This window comes from Cupriavidus sp. TMH.W2 (assembly GCF_050847365.1).
In the GTDB taxonomy this organism is placed as follows: Bacteria; Pseudomonadota; Gammaproteobacteria; order Burkholderiales; family Burkholderiaceae; genus Cupriavidus.
In genome coordinates this window covers 978,036-1,001,455 of the sequence record NZ_CP193793.1, presented here as the reverse complement: position 1 = coordinate 1,001,455, position 23,420 = coordinate 978,036, and the positions used below count along the sequence as shown (strand labels likewise).

19 protein-coding genes and 3 pseudogenes are annotated in these 23,420 nt (G+C 66.8%); 13 read left to right on the top strand and 9 right to left on the bottom strand.

Annotated elements, in window-relative coordinates; translation table 11 throughout:
• Window positions 1–104: 104 nt before the first annotated feature.
• Window positions 105–1,511, top strand: a complete 1,407-nt coding sequence (locus tag ACREYQ_RS22180) for a selenium-binding protein SBP56-related protein (RefSeq protein WP_432262311.1) — start codon at window positions 105–107, stop codon at window positions 1,509–1,511.
• Window positions 1,508–2,173, top strand: coding sequence for a hypothetical protein (locus ACREYQ_RS22175; RefSeq protein WP_432262310.1), 666 nt, complete (start codon window positions 1,508–1,510; stop codon window positions 2,171–2,173). Before ACREYQ_RS22180 ends, ACREYQ_RS22175 begins: the two co-directional genes overlap by 4 nt.
• A 9-nt stretch (window positions 2,174–2,182) precedes the next feature.
• Here ACREYQ_RS22175 and uraD read toward each other — a convergent pair whose 3' ends face one another.
• The gene (uraD, locus tag ACREYQ_RS22170; protein WP_432262309.1) at window positions 2,183–2,701 is read right to left on the bottom strand and encodes a 2-oxo-4-hydroxy-4-carboxy-5-ureidoimidazoline decarboxylase; all 519 of its coding nucleotides are present in this window, start codon (window positions 2,699–2,701) and stop codon (window positions 2,183–2,185) included.
• Between the two features lie 124 nt (window positions 2,702–2,825).
• The gene (locus ACREYQ_RS22165; protein ID WP_432262308.1) at window positions 2,826–3,770 is read right to left on the bottom strand and encodes a LysR family transcriptional regulator; all 945 of its coding nucleotides are present in this window, start codon (window positions 3,768–3,770) and stop codon (window positions 2,826–2,828) included.
• 390 nt (window positions 3,771–4,160) lie between these two features.
• Between ACREYQ_RS22165 and ACREYQ_RS22160 the strand changes: the two genes are divergently transcribed.
• Genes ACREYQ_RS22160 through uraH form a run of 3 tightly spaced genes read left to right on the top strand, consistent with a single transcriptional unit; the run spans window position 4,161 to window position 6,388 of the window.
• Window positions 4,161–5,510, top strand: coding sequence for an MFS transporter (locus ACREYQ_RS22160; RefSeq protein ID WP_432262307.1), 1,350 nt, complete (start codon window positions 4,161–4,163; stop codon window positions 5,508–5,510).
• A 1-nt stretch (window position 5,511) separates the two neighbouring features.
• On the top strand, window positions 5,512–6,021 hold the full coding sequence (locus tag ACREYQ_RS22155) for a hydroxyisourate hydrolase (protein ID WP_432262306.1): 510 nt from the start codon (window positions 5,512–5,514) through the stop codon (window positions 6,019–6,021).
• 31 nt (window positions 6,022–6,052) lie between these two features.
• Window positions 6,053–6,388 carry a hydroxyisourate hydrolase gene (uraH, locus tag ACREYQ_RS22150; RefSeq protein WP_432262305.1) on the top strand — a complete coding sequence of 112 codons (336 nt, stop codon included), beginning with the start codon at window positions 6,053–6,055 and terminating at the stop codon, window positions 6,386–6,388.
• Window positions 6,389–6,479: 91 nt separating this feature from the next.
• Here the strand turns inward: uraH and ACREYQ_RS22145 are convergent, their stop codons facing one another.
• Window positions 6,480–6,959 (bottom strand): MarR family winged helix-turn-helix transcriptional regulator, encoded by a 480-nt coding sequence (locus ACREYQ_RS22145; RefSeq protein ID WP_432262304.1) that lies wholly within the window; start codon window positions 6,957–6,959, stop codon window positions 6,480–6,482.
• 111 nt (window positions 6,960–7,070) lie between these two features.
• Between ACREYQ_RS22145 and ACREYQ_RS22140 the strand changes: the two genes are divergently transcribed.
• The 5 genes and pseudogenes from ACREYQ_RS22140 (at window position 7,071) to ACREYQ_RS22120 (ending at window position 12,543) form a co-directional block, all read left to right on the top strand.
• Window positions 7,071–8,114: a cupin domain-containing protein gene (locus tag ACREYQ_RS22140; protein ID WP_432262303.1), complete on the top strand. Its 1,044-nt coding sequence runs from the start codon at window positions 7,071–7,073 to the stop codon at window positions 8,112–8,114.
• Between the two features lie 31 nt (window positions 8,115–8,145).
• Entirely contained in the window at window positions 8,146–9,003 is an 858-nt protein-coding gene (locus tag ACREYQ_RS22135) for a fumarylacetoacetate hydrolase family protein (protein ID WP_432262302.1), read from the top strand.
• A gap of 42 nt (window positions 9,004–9,045) precedes the next feature.
• Window positions 9,046–10,224, top strand: coding sequence for an FAD-dependent monooxygenase (locus tag ACREYQ_RS22130; RefSeq protein ID WP_432262301.1), 1,179 nt, complete (start codon window positions 9,046–9,048; stop codon window positions 10,222–10,224).
• Between the two features lie 83 nt (window positions 10,225–10,307).
• Window positions 10,308–11,672 carry an MFS transporter gene (locus ACREYQ_RS22125; protein WP_432262300.1) on the top strand — a complete coding sequence of 455 codons (1,365 nt, stop codon included), beginning with the start codon at window positions 10,308–10,310 and terminating at the stop codon, window positions 11,670–11,672.
• Between the two features lie 153 nt (window positions 11,673–11,825).
• Window positions 11,826–12,543: pseudogene (locus tag ACREYQ_RS22120) on the top strand (porin).
• Between the two features lie 264 nt (window positions 12,544–12,807).
• Here the strand turns inward: ACREYQ_RS22120 and ACREYQ_RS22115 are convergent.
• The 5 genes from ACREYQ_RS22115 to ACREYQ_RS22095 all read right to left on the bottom strand — a co-directional run bounded on the left by ACREYQ_RS22115 (window position 12,808) and on the right by ACREYQ_RS22095 (window position 18,579).
• On the bottom strand, window positions 12,808–13,800 hold the full coding sequence (locus ACREYQ_RS22115) for a Bug family tripartite tricarboxylate transporter substrate binding protein (RefSeq protein WP_432262299.1): 993 nt from the start codon (window positions 13,798–13,800) through the stop codon (window positions 12,808–12,810).
• Window positions 13,801–13,940: 140 nt separating this feature from the next.
• Window positions 13,941–14,780 carry a GntR family transcriptional regulator gene (locus ACREYQ_RS22110; protein WP_432262298.1) on the bottom strand — a complete coding sequence of 280 codons (840 nt, stop codon included), beginning with the start codon at window positions 14,778–14,780 and terminating at the stop codon, window positions 13,941–13,943.
• Window positions 14,777–16,558 carry an acyclic terpene utilization AtuA family protein gene (locus ACREYQ_RS22105; RefSeq protein ID WP_432262297.1) on the bottom strand — a complete coding sequence of 594 codons (1,782 nt, stop codon included), beginning with the start codon at window positions 16,556–16,558 and terminating at the stop codon, window positions 14,777–14,779. Before ACREYQ_RS22105 ends, ACREYQ_RS22110 begins: the two co-directional genes overlap by 4 nt.
• 16 nt (window positions 16,559–16,574) lie before the next feature.
• Window positions 16,575–17,342, bottom strand: coding sequence for an enoyl-CoA hydratase/isomerase family protein (locus tag ACREYQ_RS22100; protein ID WP_432262296.1), 768 nt, complete (start codon window positions 17,340–17,342; stop codon window positions 16,575–16,577).
• Window positions 17,335–18,579 carry a CaiB/BaiF CoA transferase family protein gene (locus tag ACREYQ_RS22095; protein WP_432262295.1) on the bottom strand — a complete coding sequence of 415 codons (1,245 nt, stop codon included), beginning with the start codon at window positions 18,577–18,579 and terminating at the stop codon, window positions 17,335–17,337. Before ACREYQ_RS22095 ends, ACREYQ_RS22100 begins: the two co-directional genes overlap by 8 nt.
• 146 nt (window positions 18,580–18,725) lie before the next feature.
• On the opposite strand from ACREYQ_RS22095, the gene ACREYQ_RS22090 reads away from it, so the two are divergent.
• Together ACREYQ_RS22090 and ACREYQ_RS22085 are read left to right on the top strand one after the other, a co-directional pair.
• Complete coding sequence (locus tag ACREYQ_RS22090) at window positions 18,726–19,319, top strand: hypothetical protein (protein ID WP_432262294.1); 594 nt, start codon at window positions 18,726–18,728, stop codon at window positions 19,317–19,319.
• A gap of 349 nt (window positions 19,320–19,668) precedes the next feature.
• Window positions 19,669–21,066: a hypothetical protein gene (locus ACREYQ_RS22085; protein ID WP_432262293.1), complete on the top strand. Its 1,398-nt coding sequence runs from the start codon at window positions 19,669–19,671 to the stop codon at window positions 21,064–21,066.
• Between the two features lie 221 nt (window positions 21,067–21,287).
• Here ACREYQ_RS22085 and ACREYQ_RS22080 read toward each other — a convergent pair.
• A pseudogene (locus tag ACREYQ_RS22080) lies at window positions 21,288–22,887 on the bottom strand (Na+/H+ antiporter).
• Between the two features lie 335 nt (window positions 22,888–23,222).
• On the opposite strand from ACREYQ_RS22080, the pseudogene ACREYQ_RS22075 reads away from it, so the two are divergent.
• Window positions 23,223–23,327: pseudogene (locus tag ACREYQ_RS22075) on the top strand (ABC transporter substrate-binding protein); the annotation flags it as partial.
• Window positions 23,328–23,420: the final 93 nt, after the last annotated feature.

The window sequence follows — 23,420 nt, the reverse complement described above, 5'->3', positions numbered from 1 at the left end:
AACGACCTAGGCTAAGTAGGCTTCCCCTGCACCTCGGCCATGCGCTACGGCCAAGTGATGCGCCGGCGATGTCGCGACGTCCAGCAAAACAAGGAGGGCTCACCATGAATATGCGGCCAGATCCGACGTTTCACGCCTCGCCGGAACTTGCGATCGGCGCACCGGCGGAATCCTTTGCCTATACGGTGCTGCTCAGCCCCGACGCCTCGCAGCCGGACGCGCTCGCGGTCATCGACGCCAAGCCCGGCTCGCCGACCTACAGCCAGGTCGTGCATACCGTGCCGATGACCAACAAGGGCGACGAGCTGCATCACTTCGGCTGGAATGCGTGCTCGTCGTCGCTGTCGCCGCTGACCGGCCATGCCTTCCTCGAACGGCGCTACCTGATCATCCCGGGCATGCGGTCGTCGCGCCTGTATATCGTCGACACCAAGCCGCATCCGACGCAGGCACGCATCCACAAGATCATCGAGCCGGACGAGATCTTCCGCAAGACCGGCTACTCCCGGCCCCATACCGTGCATTGCGGTCCGGAAGGCATCTATGTCAGCACGCTCGGCGGCAGCGGCCCGGATGGCACCGGCGGCACGCCCGGCATCTTCATCATGGACTGCGAGACCTTCGACGTGCTGGGCCGCTGGGAGATCGACCGCGGCGAGCAGGAGAAGCACTACGACTTCTGGTGGAACCTGCCGCGCGACTACATGGTGTCCAGCGAATGGGCCCTGCCCCCGCAGTTCGAGAACGGGCTGGTGCCCGAGGACCTGCTGGGCAACCGCTACGGCCACAAGCTGCATTTCTGGGATTTGCGCGCGCGCCGCAACGTGCAGACCATCGACCTGGGTGCCAACCACCAGATGGCGCTGGAAGTCCGGCCGGCGCATGACCCGATCCGCGAATACGGCTTTGTCGGCGTGGTGGTCGATACCACCAACCTGGAAGGTTCGATCTGGACCTGGTGGCGCGAGGGCGGCAAGTTCCACGCCGAGAAGACCGCAACCATCCCGCCCGAACCCGCCGACGCAAGCCTGCTGCCGCCGCTGCTGCAGGGCTTCGGCGCCGTGCCGCCGCTGGTGACCGATATCGATTTGTCCCTCGACGACAAGTTTCTCTACGTGTCTTGCTGGGGCACCGGCGAGATGCGGCAGTACGACGTAAGCGATCCGCGCAACCTGAAGCTCGCCGGCTCGGTCCATATCGGCGGCATCGTCCGCCGCACGCCGCATCCCAACGGCAAACCTTTCACCGGCGGCCCGCAGATGGTCGAGATCAGCCGCGACGGCAAGCGCGTCTACTGGACCAACTCGCTCTACTCCAGCTGGGACAACCAGTTCTACCCCGGCGGCATCCCCGGCACCCAGGTCATGGCGCATGCCGGACCGGACGGCGGGCTGACGCTGGCCGACGACTACTGGGTCGAGTTTCCGCAAGGCTACCGCGCCCACCAGATCCGGCTGGAAGGCGGCGACTGCTCGACCGATTCGTTTTGCTATCCGTCGGTCAAGGCTTGACCGGTCACGCCTGGGAGCAGATCGGCCTCTGGTCGGCCGTGCTGGCCAGCGGCCTCTATCACGGCATCAGCCCGGCCATGGGGTGGCCGCTGGCGGTGTCGAACGGGTTGCTGGCGCAAAGCAGCCGCGCCCTCGTTGCCGCGCTGGGGTATCTGGCTTTCGGTCATGCGCTGGCGATACTGGCGGTGACGCTGCCCTTCGGCATGCTGTCCGCCCTGGTCGCGTGGCAGGCGCAGATCCGCATCGGCGCCAGCGTGCTGCTGATCGGCTGTGGCATCGTGCTGCTGCTCAGGCGGGGCCACCCGCGGGCACTGGTGCGCATCGCGCCATCGCGGCTCGCGCTATGGTCGTTCGCGGTGGCAATTGCGCATGGCGCGGGACTGATGCTGGTGCCGGTCTACCTCGGACTCTGCCGTGTCAGGACGGAGCCAGGACACCAGGCAGCCGCCACGCTCGCCAGCGCCAACCTGGGCATGGCGCTGGTCGTCGCCATCATCCACACGCTGGCGATGTTCACCGTGGGCGGCGGCATGGCGTGGCTGGTCTACCGCTACCTGGGGTTGAAGTTCGTCTCGCGGAGCTGGTTCAACCTGGAAGCGGTCTGGGCCCTCAGCCTTATCCTGGTGGGGATGCTGGCGCTGGGCCTTGAAGCCTTTGGATAAGCGCCGGACTCAACCGGCCAGCCGCGCCTCCAGCCGTCCCCGCGTGATCGCCGCGATCTGTGCCAGCGCTTCGTCCAGTTCCTGCTGCGTGCTGCGGCCGATGCGGCGCTCGAACGCGGCGAAGATGCCTTCGCGGGTGTAATGGCGCACGCAGATGATGAACGGGAAGCCATGGCGCGCCTGGTAGTCCGCGTTGAGCTGGTCCAGGGCGGCTTCCTGCTGCGCCGACATCGCATCCAGGCCGGCGCTCTTCTGCTCGGCGTTGGAGTCGGCCGTCATCGTGCCCGCGCGGATATTGCGTGCCGACAGCTGCGGGTGCAGGTTCAGGAAATCGCGCTGGCGCGGCTCGTCGAGCTTGCGCACCACGTCCATCATGGCGCCGTGCAGCGCCGTTGCCGACGCGAACGGCCGCTGCGCCCAGGCGCCTTCGGCGGCCTGCGGAAAGTGTTCGAATACGCTGCCGAAGGCATCGGCAAAAGCCGCTTCGTCCAGGGCATTGACCGACGCCAGGTCGAGTGGTTGAGACATGGATGCTGCTCCCGTAGGGATCCCGCGCACTGGGAATCGTTGGATACGGGGCCGAGTATAGGAACGGCTCGCCGCAGCGGCGAGAGCCCGCGCCCTATAGATCGCATAACAGAAACCGATACCGCTAGCGACGCATATCGCGCAAATCGCGCAACTCCCGCGACGCGGCAGTCAGCATGCCGCGCAGCCAGACATGCGCGGCCGAGCGGTGGCGCGACGGATGCCACAGCTGGTAGAAGCGCATGAACGGGAACTCGATTGGCGGCTCCAGCACGGCAAGCGGCACATGCTGCGCATGGTAGTTGGCGAAGTGGCGTGCCGTGGTCAGGATCAGGTCGGTGCCGGGAATCAGGCTGGGCGCCAGGTTGAAGTAGGGACAGCTGACGCGGTTGTCCCGGTGCACGCGCATGGTGCTCAGGCCGGCATCGACCAGACCGCGCTGGTCGCGCGAATACGGCGTGGGCACGATATGCGACGCGCCCAGATAGGCCTGGGCGGTGAACTTGCCGGGCTGCGCATGCACGCTGTCCTGCGCCACCACGCACACCACCTCGTCTTCCAGCAGCACCGACAGGTGCAGGTGCTCGGGCGGGTTGGGCCAGTTCCCGATCACGATATCGACCGAACCCGCCGACAGCGCCTGCTCATAGTCGAAGGTGGCCCCCAGCGGCAGCGCCGACAGCCGCGCGTGGGGCGCCGCGCGCCGCATGGCGCGCACAACGTGCGCAAAGAACGGCGGCGCCAGGTAGTCCGGCATTGCCACCACAAAGCTCTGCTCGGTGGTGGCGGGATCGAAGCGGTCGTCCGAGACCAGCAGGTTGTCCAGCGCGCTGAGCGCGGCCTGGGCATTGCGCGCGAGCTGCAGCGCGCGCTCGGTCGGCACCATCACGTTTTTCTCGCGGGTGAGCAGCGGGTCGTTGAAGATCGCGCGCAGGCGCTTGAGCGCGGCGCTGATGGCCGGCTGCGACTGGTTCAGTCGGATCGCCGTGCGCGACACGCTCTGCTCGGCGATCAGGATGCACAGCACGCGCAGCAGGTAGGTATCGAACGGGTCGTCGGCGCGAATCATGTTGGGTCCGTGGCTGGAATCTGGAAGGCCTGGCGGGTGCGGCCGCCGCCGCTCCGGGCGGCGGTGGCGTGCCAGGCAATGGCGACTTTGTAGCGTGTCGCGCACCGCACGGCAACCGGTGGAACGCGGACAAGCGCACCCGTCCCGCGTGCCGCCCCGCCGGGAAACGGCCTGGCTAGGGTAATCCATAGGTCCGCGGAGGCCCGCCCGCGCCACCCGCAAACCCGCATCAGACAAGGGATTGCGGCCCATATCGGCGCTGCTATGGGCCCTATACCAGCCCCCTCGTTTCGCATTGGCGAGCCATTCATATACTTGCTTCCAACCCGGCGGTCGGCATGCACCGCCGCCAGGCAAGACCTGGCAGAACACCACAAGACAGGAGACATCATGTCGATCACGAAGCAAGGCGTCCCGGTATTTGCCGGCATCGCCGACGACGCCCAGGACAGCGTCTACCGCAAGGTTAGCTGGCGCCTGCTGCCCTTCCTGGGGGTACTGTGGGTGCTGGCCTGGCTGGACCGCGTGAACATCGGCTTCGCCAAGCTGCAGATGCTGGATTCGCTGGGCTTCAGCGAGGCCGTGTACGGGCTGGGCGCCGGCATCTTCTTCCTCGGCTACTTCTTCTTCGAAGTGCCGTCGAACATGCTGCTGCAGAAGATCGGTGCCAAGAAGACGATCATGCGCATCACCATCTGCTGGGGCGTGATCTGCCTGCTGCAGACCTATGTCACCACGCCCACGCAGTTCTACATCCTGCGCTTCCTGCTGGGGGCGTTCGAAGCCGGCTTCTACCCTGGCGTGATCCTGTACCTGACCTACTGGTACCCGTCGCAGCGCCGCGCGCGTGCCTTCGGCACCTTCATGTCCGCGTCGGCCATCGCCGGCGTGCTGGGCGGCCCGCTGGCCGGCTGGATCATGACCCGCATGGCCGGCGTCAACGGCATGCACGGCTGGCAGTGGCTGTTCATCGTGGAAGGCATCCCGTCGGTGCTGGCCGGCGTCTTTGCCTGGTTCTACATGACCGACAAGCCCGAGCAGGCACGCTGGCTTTCCGATGCCGAGAAGCGCGTGGTGCAGGAGGCCCTCAAGCGCGACAACGCCGCCCTGGGCGAGCGCGGCGACGACTGGCGCACGCTCTTCACCAACCCCAAGGTGTGGCTGCTGATCGCGATCTTCTTCTGCCTGCTGTGCGCCAATTCGACACTGACCTTCTGGATCCCGACCATCATCAAGGACGTGGGCTTCACCACCCCGATGGCGGTGGGCTGGATCGCGGCCGTGGCCTACCTGTGCGGCGCCGCCGGCATGATCCTCAACGGCGCGCATTCCGACCGCCGCGACGAAGTGCGCTGGCACTTCAGCGGCGCGGCGCTGGTCGGCGGCGGTGCCATGGCCCTGCTGGCCGTGCTGCTGGGCGCGCAGGTGCTGTCGCCGGTGATCGCGCTGCTGGCCATGACCGCCGCCCTGGTCGGCACCATGAGCGCCATCCCCGTGTTCTGGCAGCTGCCCAACCGCTACCTGGCGGGCAGCGCCGCCGCAGTGGGCGTGGCCCTGATCAACTCGGTCGCCAACCTGGCCGGCTTTGGCGCGCCCTATGTGATGGGGCTGATCAAGAACACTACCGGCAAGCTCACCTCCGGGCTGTACCTGGTGGCGGTGATCGAAGTGCTGGCCGCGGTGCTGGTGCTGGTCGGCATCCGCCAACTGGGCGGCAAGCAAGCCAGGCAAGGAGCCTGACATGGACGACCAGTCTTTCGATCCCGCCCGCCGGCGCTTCGCGCTGCAATCGATGTCGCTGGGCGGCGGCGCGCTGCTGGCCGGCGCCAGCTGGGGCGCCACGCCCGACGCCGCAGCCCCCAACCAGACCGCCGCGCCAGTACAGCAAGGCGGCCTGAGCCCGCGCCTGACGCTGCACGCGCTGGACACCTACCACGGCACGCCCGCGGCCGGCATGCGCGTGGACATGTTCCGCATCGACAATGGCCAGCGCACGCCACTGCAGACCATCACATTGGCCGCCAACGGCCGCAGCGAACCGCCGCTGCTGATCGGCGACAGCTACCGCACCGGCACCTACGAACTGATCCTGCATGCGGACGAGTACTTTGCCGCGCGCAAGGCCTGCCTGCCGCAGCCATCCTTCCTGTCGAAGATCCCGCTGCGCCTGCGTGTCACCGACGCCAGCCAGCGCATCCACCTGCCCGTGCTGTTCGGGCCGTGGAGCTACAACTACTACCGCGGCAGCTGACGCCACGGCCCAACCCGGAGACAAACGCATCATGGCAGGCATCAGCACACATGTGCTCGACGTATCCCTGGGCCGCCCCGTGGCCGGCATGCAGGTGGAACTGTTCGACGTCGGCACCCAGCCGCCCCGGCTGATCGCGCGCGCCCGCACCAACAGCGACGGCCGCACCGACGCGCCGATGCTGCCGCCGGCGCAGGCGCGTTCGGGCGAGTTCGAATTGCGCTTCTGGGTGGCGGACTACTTCCGCACCCCCGATGTCTTCGCCGACATCGTGCCCGTGCGCTTCACCATTGCGGACGCGGCGCAGCATTACCATGTGCCGTTGCTGTGTTCGCCCTGGAGCTTCGGGACGTATCGGGGTAGCTGAACGCAAAAGAAAGTCGCCCGTACTTTCAGCACGGGCGACGATAAGGCGCTACCGGGCCTGGCAATGCCGGGCCCTTTTCCTTCACAGGGATCTATCCGCGCCGCGGCGGCGCCGACACCGGCACCCGGCTCACTTCGTTGTTGGCGTCGACAACACGCTTGAGCATCTTCACGAACGCCGCCTTCTCCGCCTTGGTCAGGCCGGTCAGCATGCGGTCCTGGGCGCGCTCGGTGCCCGGGTACATCTGCTGCAGCAGCGCCTTCCCCGCTTCCGTCAGATACAGCAGCTTGGTGCGCCGGTCGGTGCCGGTCTCGCGCGAGACCAGGCCCTTGGCCTCCAGCCGCTCCACCACCCCTGAAATCGTGTTGCGGTCGAAGCCGATCGCCTGCGCCACCCTGAGCTGGTCGATGCCCGGGTGAGCACGCACGGCCGCGAGCGCACCATACTGCACCGGCGTGGTGTCGAAGCCGGCCGTTTCCTCCAGGAAGACGGTGGTCGCGATCTGCTGGAGCCGGCGGATCAGGTGTCCGGGCTTGTCGTACAGGATCACTTCAAGGCTGTTGTCTTCCATTTCCATACCAGGGCGTTGCAGGCGATGCCGCATGGTACCTCAGGTTAACCCCAGTACTGATAATCACTATTGTGACTATCATATCGGTGACGAACTACCCGAGGACGTGACATGCATCACCCCGCCGCAGCGTTGTCTGCCGACTACCGTAAAAAGCTGGCCGCCACTGGCCTGACCCCGCTATGGGAGCACCTGTCCGGCGCCTTGCCGCACGGCCGCCCCGCCGGCCTGACCGTTGCCAACCTGTGGCGCTACCGGGATATCCGGCCCCTGCTGCTGCAGGCCGGAGAGCAGGTGCCGGTCGAGAAGGCCGAGCGCCGCGTGCTGGTGCTGAGCGACCCCGGCCGCGGCCCCGCCGCGATGCAGGCCACCGGCGGCGTCTATGCGGGCATTCAGCTGATCCTGCCCGGTGAAACGGCACCCACGCACCGGCATTCGCCCAGCGCCGCACGCGTGGTCATCGAAGGCAATGGCGGCTTCACGGTGGTCAATGGCCAGCGCTGCGACATGGAGCGCGGCGATGTCATCCTGACGCCGTCGGGCCAATGGCACGACCATGGGCACCAGGGCACTGGCCCGGTGACATGGCTCGACGTGCTCGACCTGCCAGTGTTCACCGCTGTGGAAGCGTCCTATGCGCAGGCCGGCACGCCCGGCTGCAATGCCGAGGACACGCTGGCCACGCTGCAAAGCCGTCTGCTGGCTGACGGGCTGGCAATTCCGCCTGCCATGCAGCGCGCCCATCCCTACCCGATGTTGCGCTTTCCGTGGCAGCGCACGCGTGCCGGCCTGCTGGAGCTTGCCCGGCATGCCGCGGACGGCGCTGCAGTCGAGCTTTCCTATGTCAACCCGGAGACCGGCCAAAGCTGCCTGCCGGTGATTGGTTTCACCGCCACGCTGCTGCCCGCCGGCCGCGCACGCACCCCGGTTCCGCGCTCGCCGGCCGCCGTGTTCCACGTCATTGAAGGCAATGGTGAATCCACCATCGACGGCCAGTCCTTTGCCTGGAGTGCCGGCGACACCTTTACGGCGCCCGCCTTTGCCGAAATCTCACACCGTGCCGACGTGCACGGCGGCCCGTCCTGCCTGCTGCGTATCGACGACGAGCCCCTGCACCGGAAGCTCGGTTTTTTCCAGGAACGGCACTTCGCCTGAGCTATCGATCCCTCTTATTCCGGAGTCATCCATGCATATCTGTCGCTTTGACAACAACAAGCTCGGCCTGGTCCAGGGCGATGAAATCCTCGACATCACCGCCGCCCTCGAGGTCCTGCCAACCCATCGCTGGCCAGTGCCGCAATGCGACCCGCTGATCGCGAACCTGCCGCAGGTCATGAAGGCAGCAAGAGAGCTGGCTGGCTCGGCAAGCCGCTTGCCGCTGGCCTCGGTGACCCTCAACAGCCCGGTGAGTTACGCCACCAAGCTGCCGGCGGCGCCGGTGAACTACCTCAAGCACATGGCCGAGGCGCAGGGCGACCCGGCCACGTTCCATGCGCACCACCTCAAGCGCATTGAAGAGGTTGGCCTGTTCCTGAAGGCCAGCAGTTCCCTGGCGGGTCCCGGCGACGGCGTGGCGCTGCGCCACCTCGATCGGCGCAACGACCATGAATTGGAGTTGGCGGTCGTGATCGGCAAGCCCGCGGACCGCGTTCCGGTTGCGCAAGCGCTGGACTACGTGGCCGGCTATGCCATCGGCCTGGACATGACCGTGCGCGGCCCGGAAGAGCGATCGCTGCGCAAGTCGATCGACAGCTATTCGGTACTCGGCCCGTGGCTGACGACGGCCGACGAGGTGGCCAACCCAGGCGCCCTGGACATCGAACTCCATGTCAACGGCGAACTGCGCCAGCGGGCCAACACCCGCGACCTGGTCATCGGCATCCCTGAACTGATCGCATGGGCCTCCACCTATTACACGCTGCTGCCCGGCGACGTGATCTTTACCGGCACCCCCGACGGGGTCGGGCCGGTGGTGCCCGGCGACGTCATCAGTGCGCGCATTGAGCACGTCGGCCAGATGCAAGTCCAGGTGCGCGCGGCCTGACGCGCCCATGCCTGACGCCCCAGCAGCAAACCGGAAATCAGTATGAGCCAAATCAACACAGTCGCCACCCTGGTCGTGGGTGGCGGAATCGGCGGCCTGGCCGCGGCACTCGCGCTGGCGCAGCAAGGCCAGCAGGTCCATGTCATCGAACGCGCCGAGGCCTTCAGCGAAGTCGGCGCAGGGCTGCAGCTTGCGCCCAACGCATCGCGCGCGCTGGACCGTCTCGGCGTGCTCGCCAATGTGTGGAAGACCGCCGTCTTCCCGCAGCGCCTGGTCTGGATGGATGCCCTCTCGGGACAGAGCGTGACGGCGATGGACCTGGGCGACAGGTTCCAGGCGTGCTATGGCTACCCCTACGTGGTCATGCATCGCAGCGACCTGCTTGAAGCCCTGCTTGACGCCTGCCTCGAGCACCCCCGGATCACGCTGGAGACCAACCGGCACGTGACCACGGTAACCGACCATGGCGACACCGCCGAGGCGCGCTGCGCCGACGGCGCGGTCTACCGATGCGACGCACTGATCGGCGCGGACGGATTGCGCTCGGCCGTGCGTAGCGCGCTGGCCGGCGCGCGCGAGCCGGTGTGCTCGCACTACGTGGCCTACCGCGGCACGATCCCGATGGCACGCATGTCGGCCCACGCCGGCAGCGACAACGTGATGATGTGGACCGGCCCCGACATGCACCTGGTGCAGTACCCGGTGCGGCGCGGCGAACTCTACAACCAGGTTGCGGTCTTCCGCAGCGACCGCTACTCGCCGGATCACGACGACTGGGGCAACCAGGCGGAGATGGCCGAGCGCTTTGCCACGGCCTGCCCGGAAGTCCGCGATGCACTGACCATGATCGCCACCAACCGGCGCTGGCCGCTGTTCGACCGCGAGCCCATCCCGCAATGGACACGCGGGCGCATTGCCCTGCTGGGCGACGCCGCCCACCCGATGCTGCAGTACCTGGCACAAGGCGCGGCACAGGCCCTTGAAGACGCCTGCACGCTGGCCGATGCCTTCGCTGCGAACCCCGGCGACCCGGCCGCGGCGCTCGAGGCCTATGCCGGTGTCAGGCGGCCGCGCACGGCCCGGGTCCAGCATACGGCCCGGATTTTCGGCGAAATCATCCATATGGAACCGGTGGGCGCCAGCGTGCGCAATGCGCTGCTGGCAGGCCGCCAGGCCGACGACTATTCGCCGGTGAACTGGCTTTACGCCGCACAGGCGTAGCGCCAGGAACGAGGGCGGCCATGCGCCCTGCGCCAAACCCGCGCCTCACCCTGATGGCGCGCACAACAATAACGGGAGACAACATGCATCAGGAAACCGCTGCCAGTGCGAGCAGGCTTGACGCACTGATCCATGACCGCGACATGTCGTGGTTCCAGATCGCCGCCGTCGCCATCTGCGTGGCGATCAACATGCTGGACGGCTTTGACGTGCTGGCGCTGGCGCTGACGGCGCCATCCATCGCCCGGGACTGGGGCCTGAAGCCGACCGAGCTCGGCGTGCTGTTCAGCGCCAGCCTGGCCGGCATGGCCATCGGGTCGCTGACGATTGCGCCCATCGCAGACCGCGCCGGACGGCGGCCGACCGTGCTGGCCTGCCTGGTGCTGCTTAGCGTGGGCATGATCGCCTCGGCCTTCGCCGCGAACGTGACCCAGCTTGGCCTGCTGCGTTTTGTCACCGGGCTGGGCATTGGCGGCGTGCTGCCGAGCATCAATACGCTGGTGGCCGAGTACTCGTCATCGAGGCGCCGCGACCTGAATATCAGCATGATGACCGTGGGCTACTCAGTCGGCGCGACGATCGGCGGGCTGGCTTCGGTCTACCTGGTCACGCACCATGGCTGGCGCTCCGTGTTCCTGACCGGCGGCATGCTCTCGATCCTGATGTTCCCGGCCGCCATGGCATTGCTGCCGGAGTCGCTTGGCTTCCTGGTGGCCAGGCGCCCCGATGGCGCGCTCGACGCGGTCAACCGCATCCTGTTCCGCCTGGGTCACGCGCCGCTCGAGGCCCTGCCCGAGCCGCGCACCGGACCGGCACGCCCGAGCTTCGCTGCGCTGTTTGCAGGCGCGCAGCGCCGCAGCACCGTGCTGGCCTCGGCAGCGTTCCTGCTGGTCATGCTGACGTTCTACTTCCTGCTCAGTTGGACGCCGAAGATGCTGGTCGACATGGGCATGACCGTGGAGAGCGGCATCTCCGGCTCGGTGGTGATGAACCTGTCCGGCGTGGTCGGCGGCATTGCCCTGGGCTGGGCCACGGCACGGTACGGCCTGCGCCGCATGGCGATCGCCTACCTGGGCTTATGCTTTGCCAGCGTGGTGGTATTCACGCTCATTCCCGCCACCACTGCCAACCTGATCGCCATGGCCGCGCTGATCGGCTTCTTCATGAACGGCGCCGTGGTCTGCCTGTATGCGCTGGCCCCACGCGTGTTCCCGCCCCAGGTGCGCACCACGGGCACAGGGCTGGCGCTGGGCTTCGGGCGCCTGGGCGGCACGCTCGGGCCCTACCTTGCCGGCGTGCTGATCGCCGCCGGCTGGTCGCGCACGGCTTACTCGGCCGCACTGGCGGCGCCCATGCTGCTGGCCGCCGTGCTGTTTGCCATTGCCCTCGCCAGCGAGGCGCGCACCGCCGTGACTGCGGCCACGGTCCCATCCTCGCCCGGACACTGATCCCTGGAATGCGGCGCCGGCCCATGCCGGGGTCCGCCGCATCCCACATACCCATCCAGGCCTTCCCGCCGTTTGCTGCAAACACGCAGGAAACCGCACACACGCGCGCCGACGGCGCCGCCCTTCCTCTCAAAACCACAACCAAGGGACTTCATGCTTCGCCATGCATCGGCCGCGAGCGCCCTCGCGCTGGCCTGCGCACCCGCCTGCGCCCAATCGGTCACGCTTTACGGCGTGGTCGATACCGGCATCGAGTATGTCAACCGCGTCGGCAGCGGCCATGACAGCGTTCTGCGCATGCCCAACCTGTCCGGCACCGTTCCGTCGCGCTGGGGCCTGCGCGGCACGGAAGACCTTGGCGGCGGGCTGAAGTCGCTGTTCGTGCTTGAATCGGGCTTTGGGCCGGTCAGCGGCGCCGCCAACCAGGGTGGCCGGCTGTTCGGCCGCCAGGCACTGGTCGGCCTCTCCGGCCAGTGGGGCCCTGCATGACGACCGCCTGACCATCAACGGCTACGTCTTCGTCGCCAATGCCAAGATCGGCGCCGGCTGGATCCGCCGCGACAATCGCGCCGGCACCACGCCACGCAGCGACCTGTGGTACGGCGGCGCCTCCTACCCGGTCACCGCTGCGTTCAGCATCGACGCCGAGGCGTTCTACCTGCGCTTTCACGCCAGCAGCAACAAGGCCTGGCTGTTTGCGGCGCGCGGCGTCTATGCCTTCACGAAGCGCACCTCCGTCTATGGCACCGTTGGCTATATCGATAACCGCGGGACGTCGAACTATTCGGTCAGCTCCGCTGCCGTCGGCGCAAATCCGGCGCCGGGCGGCAACCAGTTGGGCGCGATGATCGGGATGAAGACGATCTTCTGAGCATGGCGGGGCGCGGACGTCGGCAATGTGTGGCGGCTTGGCATTGACTGGCCTGCCCTGACTACCGCGGCTTGCGCACCTCTGCCCCCCGGGCAACAGGACATCACCGTCGCAGGTCCGGGGCGTCATTTGCGGCACCGGCTCCCTGGTCCGCTTCTCCACCATCCGCGAGCGGCGCTCGCCACGCGGCGGTTCATGCCGGCGCAAGCAGACAAGACGTAAGGTTCTGCTGGAAGGGCTGGCACCTCAAGGCCCATCAACCCCTCACTCAGGCTCGATTCCCGCAGCCTTGATCACCTTGGCCCATTTCAGGGTTTCGCTGCGTACAAAGGCCGCCAGTTCCTCGGGCGTGGACGGCGCAGGCTGGCCCCCCGTGCGGGCAAAGTACTCGGTGGCCGCCGGACCGGTCAGCCCCTTGCGCATCAGTTCGCTCATGCGGTCCACCACGGGCTTTGGCGTCCCGGCCGGGAAGAAGGCTGCCGCCCACGCCACCATCTCATAGCCTGGCAGGCCGCTCTCGGCCATCGTCGGAACATCCTGCAGTACCGGATTGCGCTGCGCGGTGGTCACCGCAATGGCGCGCAGTTTGCCACCCTGGATCAGCGACATGGCTGGCGAGATATCGCTGATCATGAAGTCGACCTGGTGTCCCATCAGGTCGGTGAGCGCCAGCGGCACCCCCTTGTACGGCACATGCAGCGCCTGCACGCCGGCCAGCATCTTGTAGAGTTCACTGGCGATCCGGGTCGATGAACTGCCGCTGGCAAACGTGAGCGCCCCCTGCCTGGCCTTGGCCAGCGCCGTCAGGTCCGCCAGCGTGCGGACAGGACTGTCGGGCGGCACCACCAGCACCAGCCCGCTCTTGACGATCAGCGATGCCGGAGCGAAATCCTTGATCGGGTCATAGGGCAGCTTCTTGAACAAGGACGCATTGGCGGCATGCGTGGTGTTGGTCGTCACCAGCATGGTGTAGCCGTCGCCGGTTGCGCCGGCGACAGCCTTGGCGGCAATGAAGCCATTGGCGCCAGGGCGGTTGTCCACCACCACGGGCTTGCCCGTCTGCGCGGTGATCTGCTCGCCGACAAAGCGCGCGCTGCTGTCGGTGCCGCTGCCCGCGGGAAACGGCACGATGACGCGGACCGCCTTTTCAGGGTATTGGCCGGCGTCCGCGGCCTGCGCCGTGCCGATAGCTGCCGTGGCAGCAGCCAGCGGTAACAGCAGTCCGATGGCCCTCTTGCGCATGCATGGATGAATCATGGTTGTCTCCTCGTGCCTTGGGCATCTGTTGATTGTTCGTGTGCCGACAGGGGGCGGGGGTCACCCCATCGGTATGGTTCGCCGGGGGACAGGCGGGGGATAGGCGGGCACATCGGCGGCGCGTCGTACGCATTGCAACGTCATGGGTTGTCTCCTTCTTCTTCCCGGGCGGCAGCTTTCGGTATGGCCAGTTCGGGGTAGCGCTCGGTCAGCTGAGCAGGCATTTCCACGTCAAGGATGAAGCGGTCGCCGCGATACCAGAAGCGGCCCGCCGTGAGCACGTTACCATCGACATCCAGCGTCGTGCGGACGATGCGCGCCACCGGTGCCGCAAAGGCATAGTCCAGAAAGCGCGCCAGCATGACGTCGGCGGGCTCCACGGTCATGGTCTGGCGCATCATGCCAAGGCGGTCGCCCAGTTGCTCCCGCAGCAGGTGTGCAATCTTGTGGTACTTCTCGCCGCCGCGCGGGAACCTGGCGAACACGGGTTCCGCCACATACAGCTCGATCAGGCAAAACGGCATGCCATCATGCACATGCAGCTTGCGCAGCATCACGTAGCGGTCCATCAGCACGCCGCAAGTGGCAAGCCCGGGCGGCAGGCTCGCACCCTTGCGCTTTTCCAGGATGCGGATTTCGAGATCACTGGCGCCGACCGAGACATCATTGATCGCCGTTCGCATGCCTTCGCCCGGCCCGGACGGCGCCATGATGACGTGCGTGCCCCGCCCCCGCTGGCTGCTGATCAGCCCTTCCTCGGTCAACAAGGCATAGGCCTGCCGCACTGTGACTTTGGCAATGCCATACGCCTGTGCCAGATGCTCCACCGTGGGCAGCTGGTGCCCGACCGGATACTCGCCCGCGACGATCTTGTGGCGCAGCACGCTGGCCAGTTGGCGGTAGCGGGTGACGCCGCCGGCGTTGTCGTCGGTCAGCGCAATGCCGTCATTGGCGGCGATACTTGCCGTGGCGCGCGTCATGACAGCAGGCTCCGCGGCACGCGCACAGGCATAGCCAGCAGGATCTGCGCCATCCCCTTGCCAAGCGGGTCATTGCGCAGCGATGCCATGCCGCCGCCGTCAAGGGCTGATTCGCAAACGAAGTTCATCGCGTCAAAGCCCGGCAAGTCATAGCGTGTGACGGGCCCCTTCACCAGGTGACTCAGCCAGTCAGCCACCCGGTCGGCCGTGATTTCCGCGCGCAACACAGGAACGTATTCCGGCCGACGCGCGATCAGGCCGATATTGGAGATATCGCCCTTGTCGCCGCTGCGCCCGTAGGCCAGCCGGATCAGCGGGACTTCAATGCTGTCGCCGCCAGCCGGGACGGCGCCGGAGGCCGGCTCCTGCGACCTGGTTTCATCCGTCGCCGTGTGCGCCGCCGGGAGGGCAACGGCAGTCCGCGCGCCGTCCATCACCACCGTGGGCGCCAGCACCGCCTTGTCGAGCAGGAAGGCATATTGCCGGATCGACGGCGATGGGCTGGCCCTGCCGCCGCCTGATCCCGTGGTCCCCGGCGACCAGCTCGTGCCGGCTGCGGCGATTTCGCGCGCAAACAGCTCCAGCGCCGCCTTCTCGGGATGCATGACCGCCAGCCGCATGATTGCCTCGCGGGTATGGCGCGTGGCGGCATGCGGCCCGAAGCAGGATTCAGCACCCAGCACTTCCACCCGGGTCCGGGTGTAGTCGCCCCAGCCGCCTTCCGCAAAAAGCCTGCGCGTGCGGGCCAGGATCGCCTCGGCCGTGCGCTCTGCCTTGGCCACGGCGTCGATACCGACGATGGTCAGCTGGGCGTTGCACCGGAAGCCGTCCATATAGGTGGCACTGACCTTGTAGCAGTTGCCCGGGGCTCGCCCCCGCGCGCCGCGCACCTCGACCAGGTCCGGCCCGGCCTGGCGCAGCGCCACCTGCGTGAAATCGCAGGTCACGTCCGGCAACCGGTAAGCTGCGGGGTCGCCGATCTCATACAGCACTTGCTCGCCCACCGTGGCCGTGCTGACCAGCCCGCCCGTGGCAGGCGGCTTGCCCACCAGGAAGCTGCCGTCGGCCCGGCACTCGACCACCGGATAGCCGATGTTCGGCCAGTCGGGCACCTGCTCCCAGTCGGTATGCAGCCCGCCAGTCGCCTGGCAGCCGCACTCGATGATATGGCCGGCCAGGCTGCCCTGCGCCAGCCGGTCATAGTCGTCCGCCTGCCAGCCGAACTCATGCATCAGGACGCCCAGGGTCACGGCGCTGTCCACGCAGCGGCCCGTAATGACGATCTGCGCGCCCTGGTCCAGCGCCTGGCAGACCGGCTGCGCGCCAAGATAGGCATTGGCACTGACCAGCCTGTCCGGCAGCGGCAATCCCTTCTGCATGTCCACGATGCCTGCCTGGCGCAGCGATGCCACCATCGGCATGACATCGTCGCCCTCCACCACGGCGATGCGCACGCCGATGCCCTGCTCGGCGGCAATCGCCGCCAGCGCCTGCGCGCAGCCTTGCGGATTGATGCCGCCGGCGTTGCTGACCACACGGATATTGCGCTCGACGATCTCCCGCAACAGACTCTTCATCGTCACCGTCACGAAGTCGGTGGCATAGCCGAGTTCCGGCTTGCGCAGCCGCGCCGCGGCCAGTACCGACATGGTCAGCTCCGCCAGGTAGTCGAATACCAGGTAGTCGATTTCGCCATGGCGCACCAGTTGCGGCGCGCCCACGCTGCTGTCGCCCCAGAAGCCTGACGCACCGCCTATGCGGACTGTCTTGTCATGCATTGCCCTGTCTCCTTGCCTACTTGCCAGTCCAGTTCGGCTTGCGCTTCTCGCGGAAGGCGAGCTGCCCCTCGCGCGCGTCCTCGGTCATGGCGAACAGGCCGATCTGGCTTTCCGTGAATGCCATCGACTGCTCGAAGGACATGGCGTCGATGTGCTTGAGCGTGTAGAGGCCACGCCGGATCGCGGCGGGCGACTTGTCCAGCAGCCGGCCCAGCAGCCATTCGAGCTTGCCGTCGAGATCCGCACTGACATGGTTGACCAGTCCAGCCGCCAGCGCTTCCTGCGCGGACAGCGGCTCGCCGCACAGGCAGAGTTCGTTGAGCACGCGCCGCGGCACCAGGTGCTGGAGCACGCTCAGCACCTGCGCCGGGAAGACCCCTACCTTGACCTCGGGCAGGCCGAACACGGCCCGATCGCTGGCCACCGCCATGTCGCACATGGCCATCAGGCCCATGCCGCCGGCCATGCAGGCGCCGTTGACGCGCGCGATCAGCGGTACATTGGAACGCCGCGCACGGCGCAGCAGGTCCGCAAGCCGCTGGCCCGGCTCCGAATAGTCGAAGGCAAACGATGTTCCAGTCTGCAGGTCGGCGCCCGCGCAGAAGGCCTGGTCACCCGCGCCAGTGATGACCACGGCGCGAATGCCATCGTCAGCATTGGCACGTCCGATTCCCGCGTGCAGGCCGTCCAGTACCGCCGGATTGATGGCGTTGCGGCGCTCGGGCCGGTTGATGGTCAGCCAGAGGACAGCGCCGCGGACTTCGCCCAGAAGTTCTTCATGCATGGTCAGTCCCCGCTTGCGCCGACGCCGGGCGCGGTTCGCACGATGCCCCGGACGCCATCAGACTGTCGATATCGGCCTCGTTGTAGCCGGCTTCGCGCAGCACTTCGCGGCTATGCTCGCCCAATGCCGGTGCGTGGCGGCGCTGCGACGGCGGCGTGCCATGCCATTCGCTGGGCACCGCCATTTCGCGGATGCGGCCCACCGCCGGATGATCGGATTCATTGAAAAAGCCGATGTCGTTCAGGTGCGGATCATCGAGCAGCGATGCAAAGGTATGCATGGGAAACACCGGAATATCGGCCTCCTTCAGCAACACCCGCCATTCCTCAGTGGACCGCTTGGCCAGTTCGTCGCTGACCATGCCGTAGAGCTCGGTGATGTGCGCAGTCCGGGTGGTGATGTCAGCGAAGCGGGGATCGCCGTCGTACAGATCGGGCTTGCCGATGACCTTGAGAAAGGCACGCCAGTGGTGGTCGTGATAGATCAGGCAGCAGACATGGCCATCTTGTGTCCGGTAAGGCCGACGCTCGGGAGACAGCAGGCGCGGATAACCGAATCCGCCCTTGGCTGGCACGAAGGTCTCGCCATAGAGATGGTCGCCCATCACGTAAGGCACCATCGTTTCGAACATCGGCACATCGACGCGCTGGCCACGGCCGGTGCGCTCGCGAGCATAGAGCGCGGCGCAAATCACGCCGAAGGCATAGAGCCCCACGGAACGGTCCGCGATCGTCAGCGGAAGATAGCGTGGAATATCGCCAGTCCCCAAGGCCACTGCCTGCGGCAAGCCGGTCGCAGCCTGGATCAGGTCATCGAACGCCGCCTGCGGGGCATAGCGCCCGCGCTGCGAAAAGCCGAACATGCCGACATAGACCAGCCGCGGATTGATCTGCGCCAGCGTCTCGTAGTCCAGGCCCAGGCGCTGCATCGCCTGCGGCCGCACGTTGTACGCGAGCACGTCCGCATCCTCGACCAGGCGCAACAGCGCTTCCCGCCCCTGCGGAGACTTCAGGTCCAGCACGATGCTGCGCTTGTTGCGGTTCAGTCCCAGGAAGAGCGGCCCCATCTTCTCATTGCCGCAAGGCCCGATGCCTCGGGTGCTGTCGCCGGCGGGCGGCTCCACCTTGATTACGTCCGCACCCAGGTCACCAAGCATTTGCGTGGCCGAGGGACCCATGAATACCGCCGTGATATCCACGACCTTGACGCCAGCCAGCGCCCCAGTCCTTGCCTCCATCCTTGCTCCTGTATTATATCTATAGTTCTATATATAGAACTATATGGCAGACTGATCGGGGATGCAAGGCCCGTAAGCCGGCGTCGACGTGAACGGTATTCGACAAGAAAGCCGTAGAATTCCGGCTGGCAACCTCTATCAAGACCGTGAAAGCCCTTTCCCGCCTCAACCTGAAGCAGTTCACCCTGCTCTGCGCCGCGCTGCTGGCATCCGTTTCCACCCACGCGGCCTCCCCTGCCCAGCCTGAAGCCGCTGGCAACACCGCTGCGCCGCTGGGCCTGGAACTAGGCAAGACCAAATGCTCGCGCCTGGCGCCGCCGCAAAACCACGCAAAGACCGGCAAGTCCGAGTGGGCGGGCGGCGATACCGTGGAGCTCAAGCATCTGGAGCGCTTCCACCTTCCCGGCCTGACGCGCGTGGTCCTGAACTGCGATGCCCAGGATGCCGTGGCGCTGATCACCATGACGTTCGAGCGCCCGGCACTGGATGAGGTGCGCAAGAAGCTCGATGAGCGCTATGCCTCACTGCGCAAGACCGAAGCCGCGGCCGAGAACGGCTACGCCGAATGGGGGGCGGCCAATGGCAGCCTGGAGCTGCTCTACGGGCGCGACAGCAAGCACTTCACGGTGGCGTACTGGGCCAAGGGTGCCAAGGCCAGGTATTTTTCATACAGCGGCGGCGGCAACCAAAAGCCCGCGGCCTCCGCGCCTGCCGCGCCGCCCCAGCCTGCCCCGCTGTAACCGACGGCCCCAGGCCGCGCGGGTTTCATGCAGTGCGTGGCCGTGTGCCCGAGGTAGCGGCGCAATCACTGCGGCACCTTGATACGCGGAATTTCTCAATGTGAAAGGTGCTCGATTCCTCTGTAAGGAAGGCGTCGTGTCGCCTATGCTGTCCAGTGCGGCAGATAAAAATATCTGCTCAGATCCCATACCGATCTGACAACAAGAAGGGGAAAGTCCCCGAAACGGGTGACGCCACCCAGATGGCGCTACCCGTGCGTTTGCGTTTGCCTTGGCCGAGTCACGGGGTGATACCATCGCACGCGGGCTTGTTGGAAGCTCGCGGGCGGGATACACCGTTGACGACAACATGACAGACGAATTCCTGTTCAGTAAGCCGTTCACGTTTCTCGCCTGCGCCGGCATGACGGAAGTCCGGGACGGGATCGACGTGCTGGAAGCCCTTCCCGGGCATCTGTTCTGGCTCGAGAACGAGGACTTCATCCGCCGGGTCTACGCGCCCGATTTCCTGCAACAGAGCCGCGCCGCCCTCGAAGCGGCGATGCCGGGCGGGCCGGCGCTGGTCGACGCGATGGCGGACGAGATCCGGCGCAACGCAGACCTGCTGCCCGAGCTGCAGCGCCTGGCGCCTGAGGTAGCGGCTGCTGCGCACTCGTATTGCTATTGGCGCCACTGCGCGGATGTGGTCGGGCGGGCGCAGGGCATTCCACGCAGCGCCATCGAGCGCCAGTTCGAGCGGGCAGCAGGGCCCCGCGACGGCGCGCACAAGCTGCAATGGATCTGCCCCTGCTGCGGCGGGCTGGCGCACTATCAGGTCGACGGGCTGCTCGCGACGCAGCGGCCGGCACGTCAGGGCGGCTTTTCACTCGAATGCGGGCACTGCGGACACCGGGAACGGCTGTACGCAGGCTTTCTGCATGCAGGCCGCCTTGAGTGCGGCTGCGTGCTTTGCACCAGTTTCGTTCAGACGCTGGCCGGCCAGTTGGCCAGGGCTGCGCGCAAGCTGTGCGCAAACCTGGAGGACTATGCCTGGATGCATGCGGTGGATACTGCCGCGGAAATCCGCGAGCTGAAAGAAGCCTCCCTGCAGCTGCTGGCACATGGTGACAAGCCATCTGCCAACGCGATGGCCTTTGCATCGGCCGTCCAGTCTGGCGAGGCGCGCTCCATGCCGGAGCTTCTCGCCCGGATAGACCCGACCCTCGACGGGCGGCTCGACAAGAACCCAAGGGCCTGGGTATTGCTGTGCGAGTTGCTGCGCGAAGGCGTGGCGGACGGCGAATGCGCGATCTATGATCACGACGGCCGCAAGCACGTGGCGCTTGAGATTGCCTTGCTCGAAGACGATCAGGCGCTCGACGGGCGTTCTGCGCAGATCTATCTAGAAACCCTGCTCAGGGGCTACCAGCCGTCGGAGCGGGATGCCTTCGTCAACTGGCTGAAGGCCCTGAAGCGGTTGCGGCTTTGCACCGGCAGATTCAATGCCGCCGTCGACGTTACGTGGACGGCCAACCTTGAGCACTGCCGCATCCTGACCGCACGATGGCCGGATGAACACGCAGCGCCCGCGCCGCACGCTGGCGCCGCGTGGCTTCCGGCGGCGCCGCGCGTACGGCGCCCGGATCACCCGGTGTACCTCGACGCGGAGCTGGAGGCGGTGCAGTTGCTCAAATCGCTGGGCTATATCATCCTCAGCCCCGAAGAGATCCGCTCGCAACGAGACCCCGCGGAGTCCACCAAACTCTGATGCTCCCTGTCATGACGGTTGCGGCGCCTGCCAGACTTCCGTTTTGTACCGCATTGTATCGAGCGCACGGAACGATACATGTCCAGACAGAAATGCCGAAAGGGCGCTACAGCCGCCCATCTCCGCTGCGGCCCTGGTAAAGCTGCGGTGATGCCCGAGACAGGCAAACCAGGCCGCCAAAGCCGTCGCGAAGGATCCGTCGGTCAGTTGTCAGGTTTCACTTACTCTGCCGGGACGCCACCCCGGACGTGCAGCGCCGAGACTTCCTGCAGGTCAAGGTCGCGCTCCATATGGCGCAGCAGTTCGTCGGTAAGCTGCCCGGCGCGATGCATCTTCAGCAGTTCGGCCCGGGCCGCGGCTAGCCCCGGCGAGCACCACCGCAAAGTGGGCCGAGCGTTCGTCGTCGGGAAACTCGGTGTCCTTGTAGCGGTTGGTGATTTGTGCCCGGTAGTTGTACTGCTCCCACAGCCGGGGGTGCAGCAGGTCGCCGTTGGCGTCGAACACGAGCGGACGGATCGCTTCCACCTGGATGTTCTCGAGCCGCGCCCAGGCCTGGGCCTCGGTCAGCTTCGCGACGCCGCCCTGCTGGATCTTGCGCACGTCAAACAGACGGATCAGCGGGCCGATGGTGGCGCCCTGCCCCAGCACCGTCACCAGGATCACCGCAAACGCCGCCACCAGGATCAGGTCGCGGCCCGGCATGGCCTCCGGCAGGGCCAGCGCAATCGCCAGCGTGACCACGCCGCGCATCCCCGCCCAGCTTACGATCGTCGCGGAGCGCCAGTCCGGTCCCTGCGAGTCCCTGCGCAGCAAGCGGTTCCATGCCGCCTTGAGCCCTTCGCTGGCAAACACCCAGATAAAGCGCGAGAGCACCACCGCCGCGATCACCACGGCGACCGGCTGCGCCAGCTGGGCCGCGGCATCGGCCGTGCCGCCGAGCCGCCCGATCACACCGCGCAGCGACAAGCCGATCAGGATAAAGACCAGCGCTTCAAGCAGGAACACCATGAACTGCCAGAACGCCGTGCCGCGCGTGCGTGCCGACGCCGAGAAGACCTGGTGCTGGTGCCAGCCCAGCAGCATGCCGGTGGTGACCGTGGCGATCACGCCCGACACCTCCAGCCATTCGCCGGCGATATAGCTGATCCACGCCGACAGCACCGATGCCGTGATCGCCAGGTACTCGTCCCTGAGCAACCTGAGCAGGAGCACCAGCGCGACACCGACCGCGCCGCCGACCGCGACGCCGCCCACGGCCAGCACGCCGAATTCCATCGCGGCGTGGCGCATGCTGAAGGCGCCGGTCAGCGCGGCCGCCAGCGCGAAGCGGTACAGCACCAGCCCGGACGCGTCGTTGAGCAGGCTTTCGCCTTCCAGCAGCGCCGTCATCCGCCGCGGCAGGGACAGGCGTTCCAGCACAGCCTTTGCCGCCACCGCATCCGGCGGCGAAACAATGGCGCCCAGCGCAAAGCATGCGGCCCAGGGCAGACCTGGCACCACCAGATGAACCAGCACGCCGACGACCAGGGTCGTGAACAGCACCGCCCCGATCGCCAGCATCAGGATGCCGCGCAGGTTGCGGCGGAACTCATCCCAGACGGAAAAGTACGCGCCGTCCATCAGCAGCGGGGGCAGGAAGACGACCAGGACCAGGTCCGGGTCAAGCTCCACTGCGGGCAGCCCCGGCACGAACGCCATGGCGATGCCGCCGACAAGGAAGGCAGCCGCAGGCGGCAGCCGCAACCGGTTGGCCAGCAACTCCAGGCCAACGATGGCTACCAGCGAAAGCAGCACCAGCTTGAATGCCAGGACCGGCGACATGGCACTTCCCCTGTAGTTCGGCGTTCCCGCGATTATCCATGAGGCATTGCGCCGGGCGAGTTGCCGAAGGAGGACGCGCACTGGAAGCGCATCTCGCCGTTGTCGAAGGCATCCTGATTGCCCACTGCGCCGCGCATATCGAATGCCGGAATTATTTGTTTGTGTTCGCGCGGGGCCGGCGTACGTTCATGGGTTCTTGCAGCCTCCAGAACACCATGACCGCTTCCCGACGACAGTTCCTGCGCCAGGGCGCCGCCGCCACTGCGGCGCTGGCCTCCGGCCCCATCCTGACCTTCACCACCTTCGCCGCCGGCACTGCGCAAGCGCAGGGACGTGCCGAGCAGCAGCGCACGGCCGGTTTCTACCAGAAGGCGGGGCTGCTCAGGCAACCGCTCGACGTGCGGCAAACCTTCGACCCCGGGTTCTCCCTTAGCGCCTGACCGCCGCCTGCGGCGCCAGGCCGCGCGCCGGCCGTCTTGACGACCCCGGCAAGTGCCTTAGGCACGGCCCTGGCCGCGTCCGAGGCCGCTACA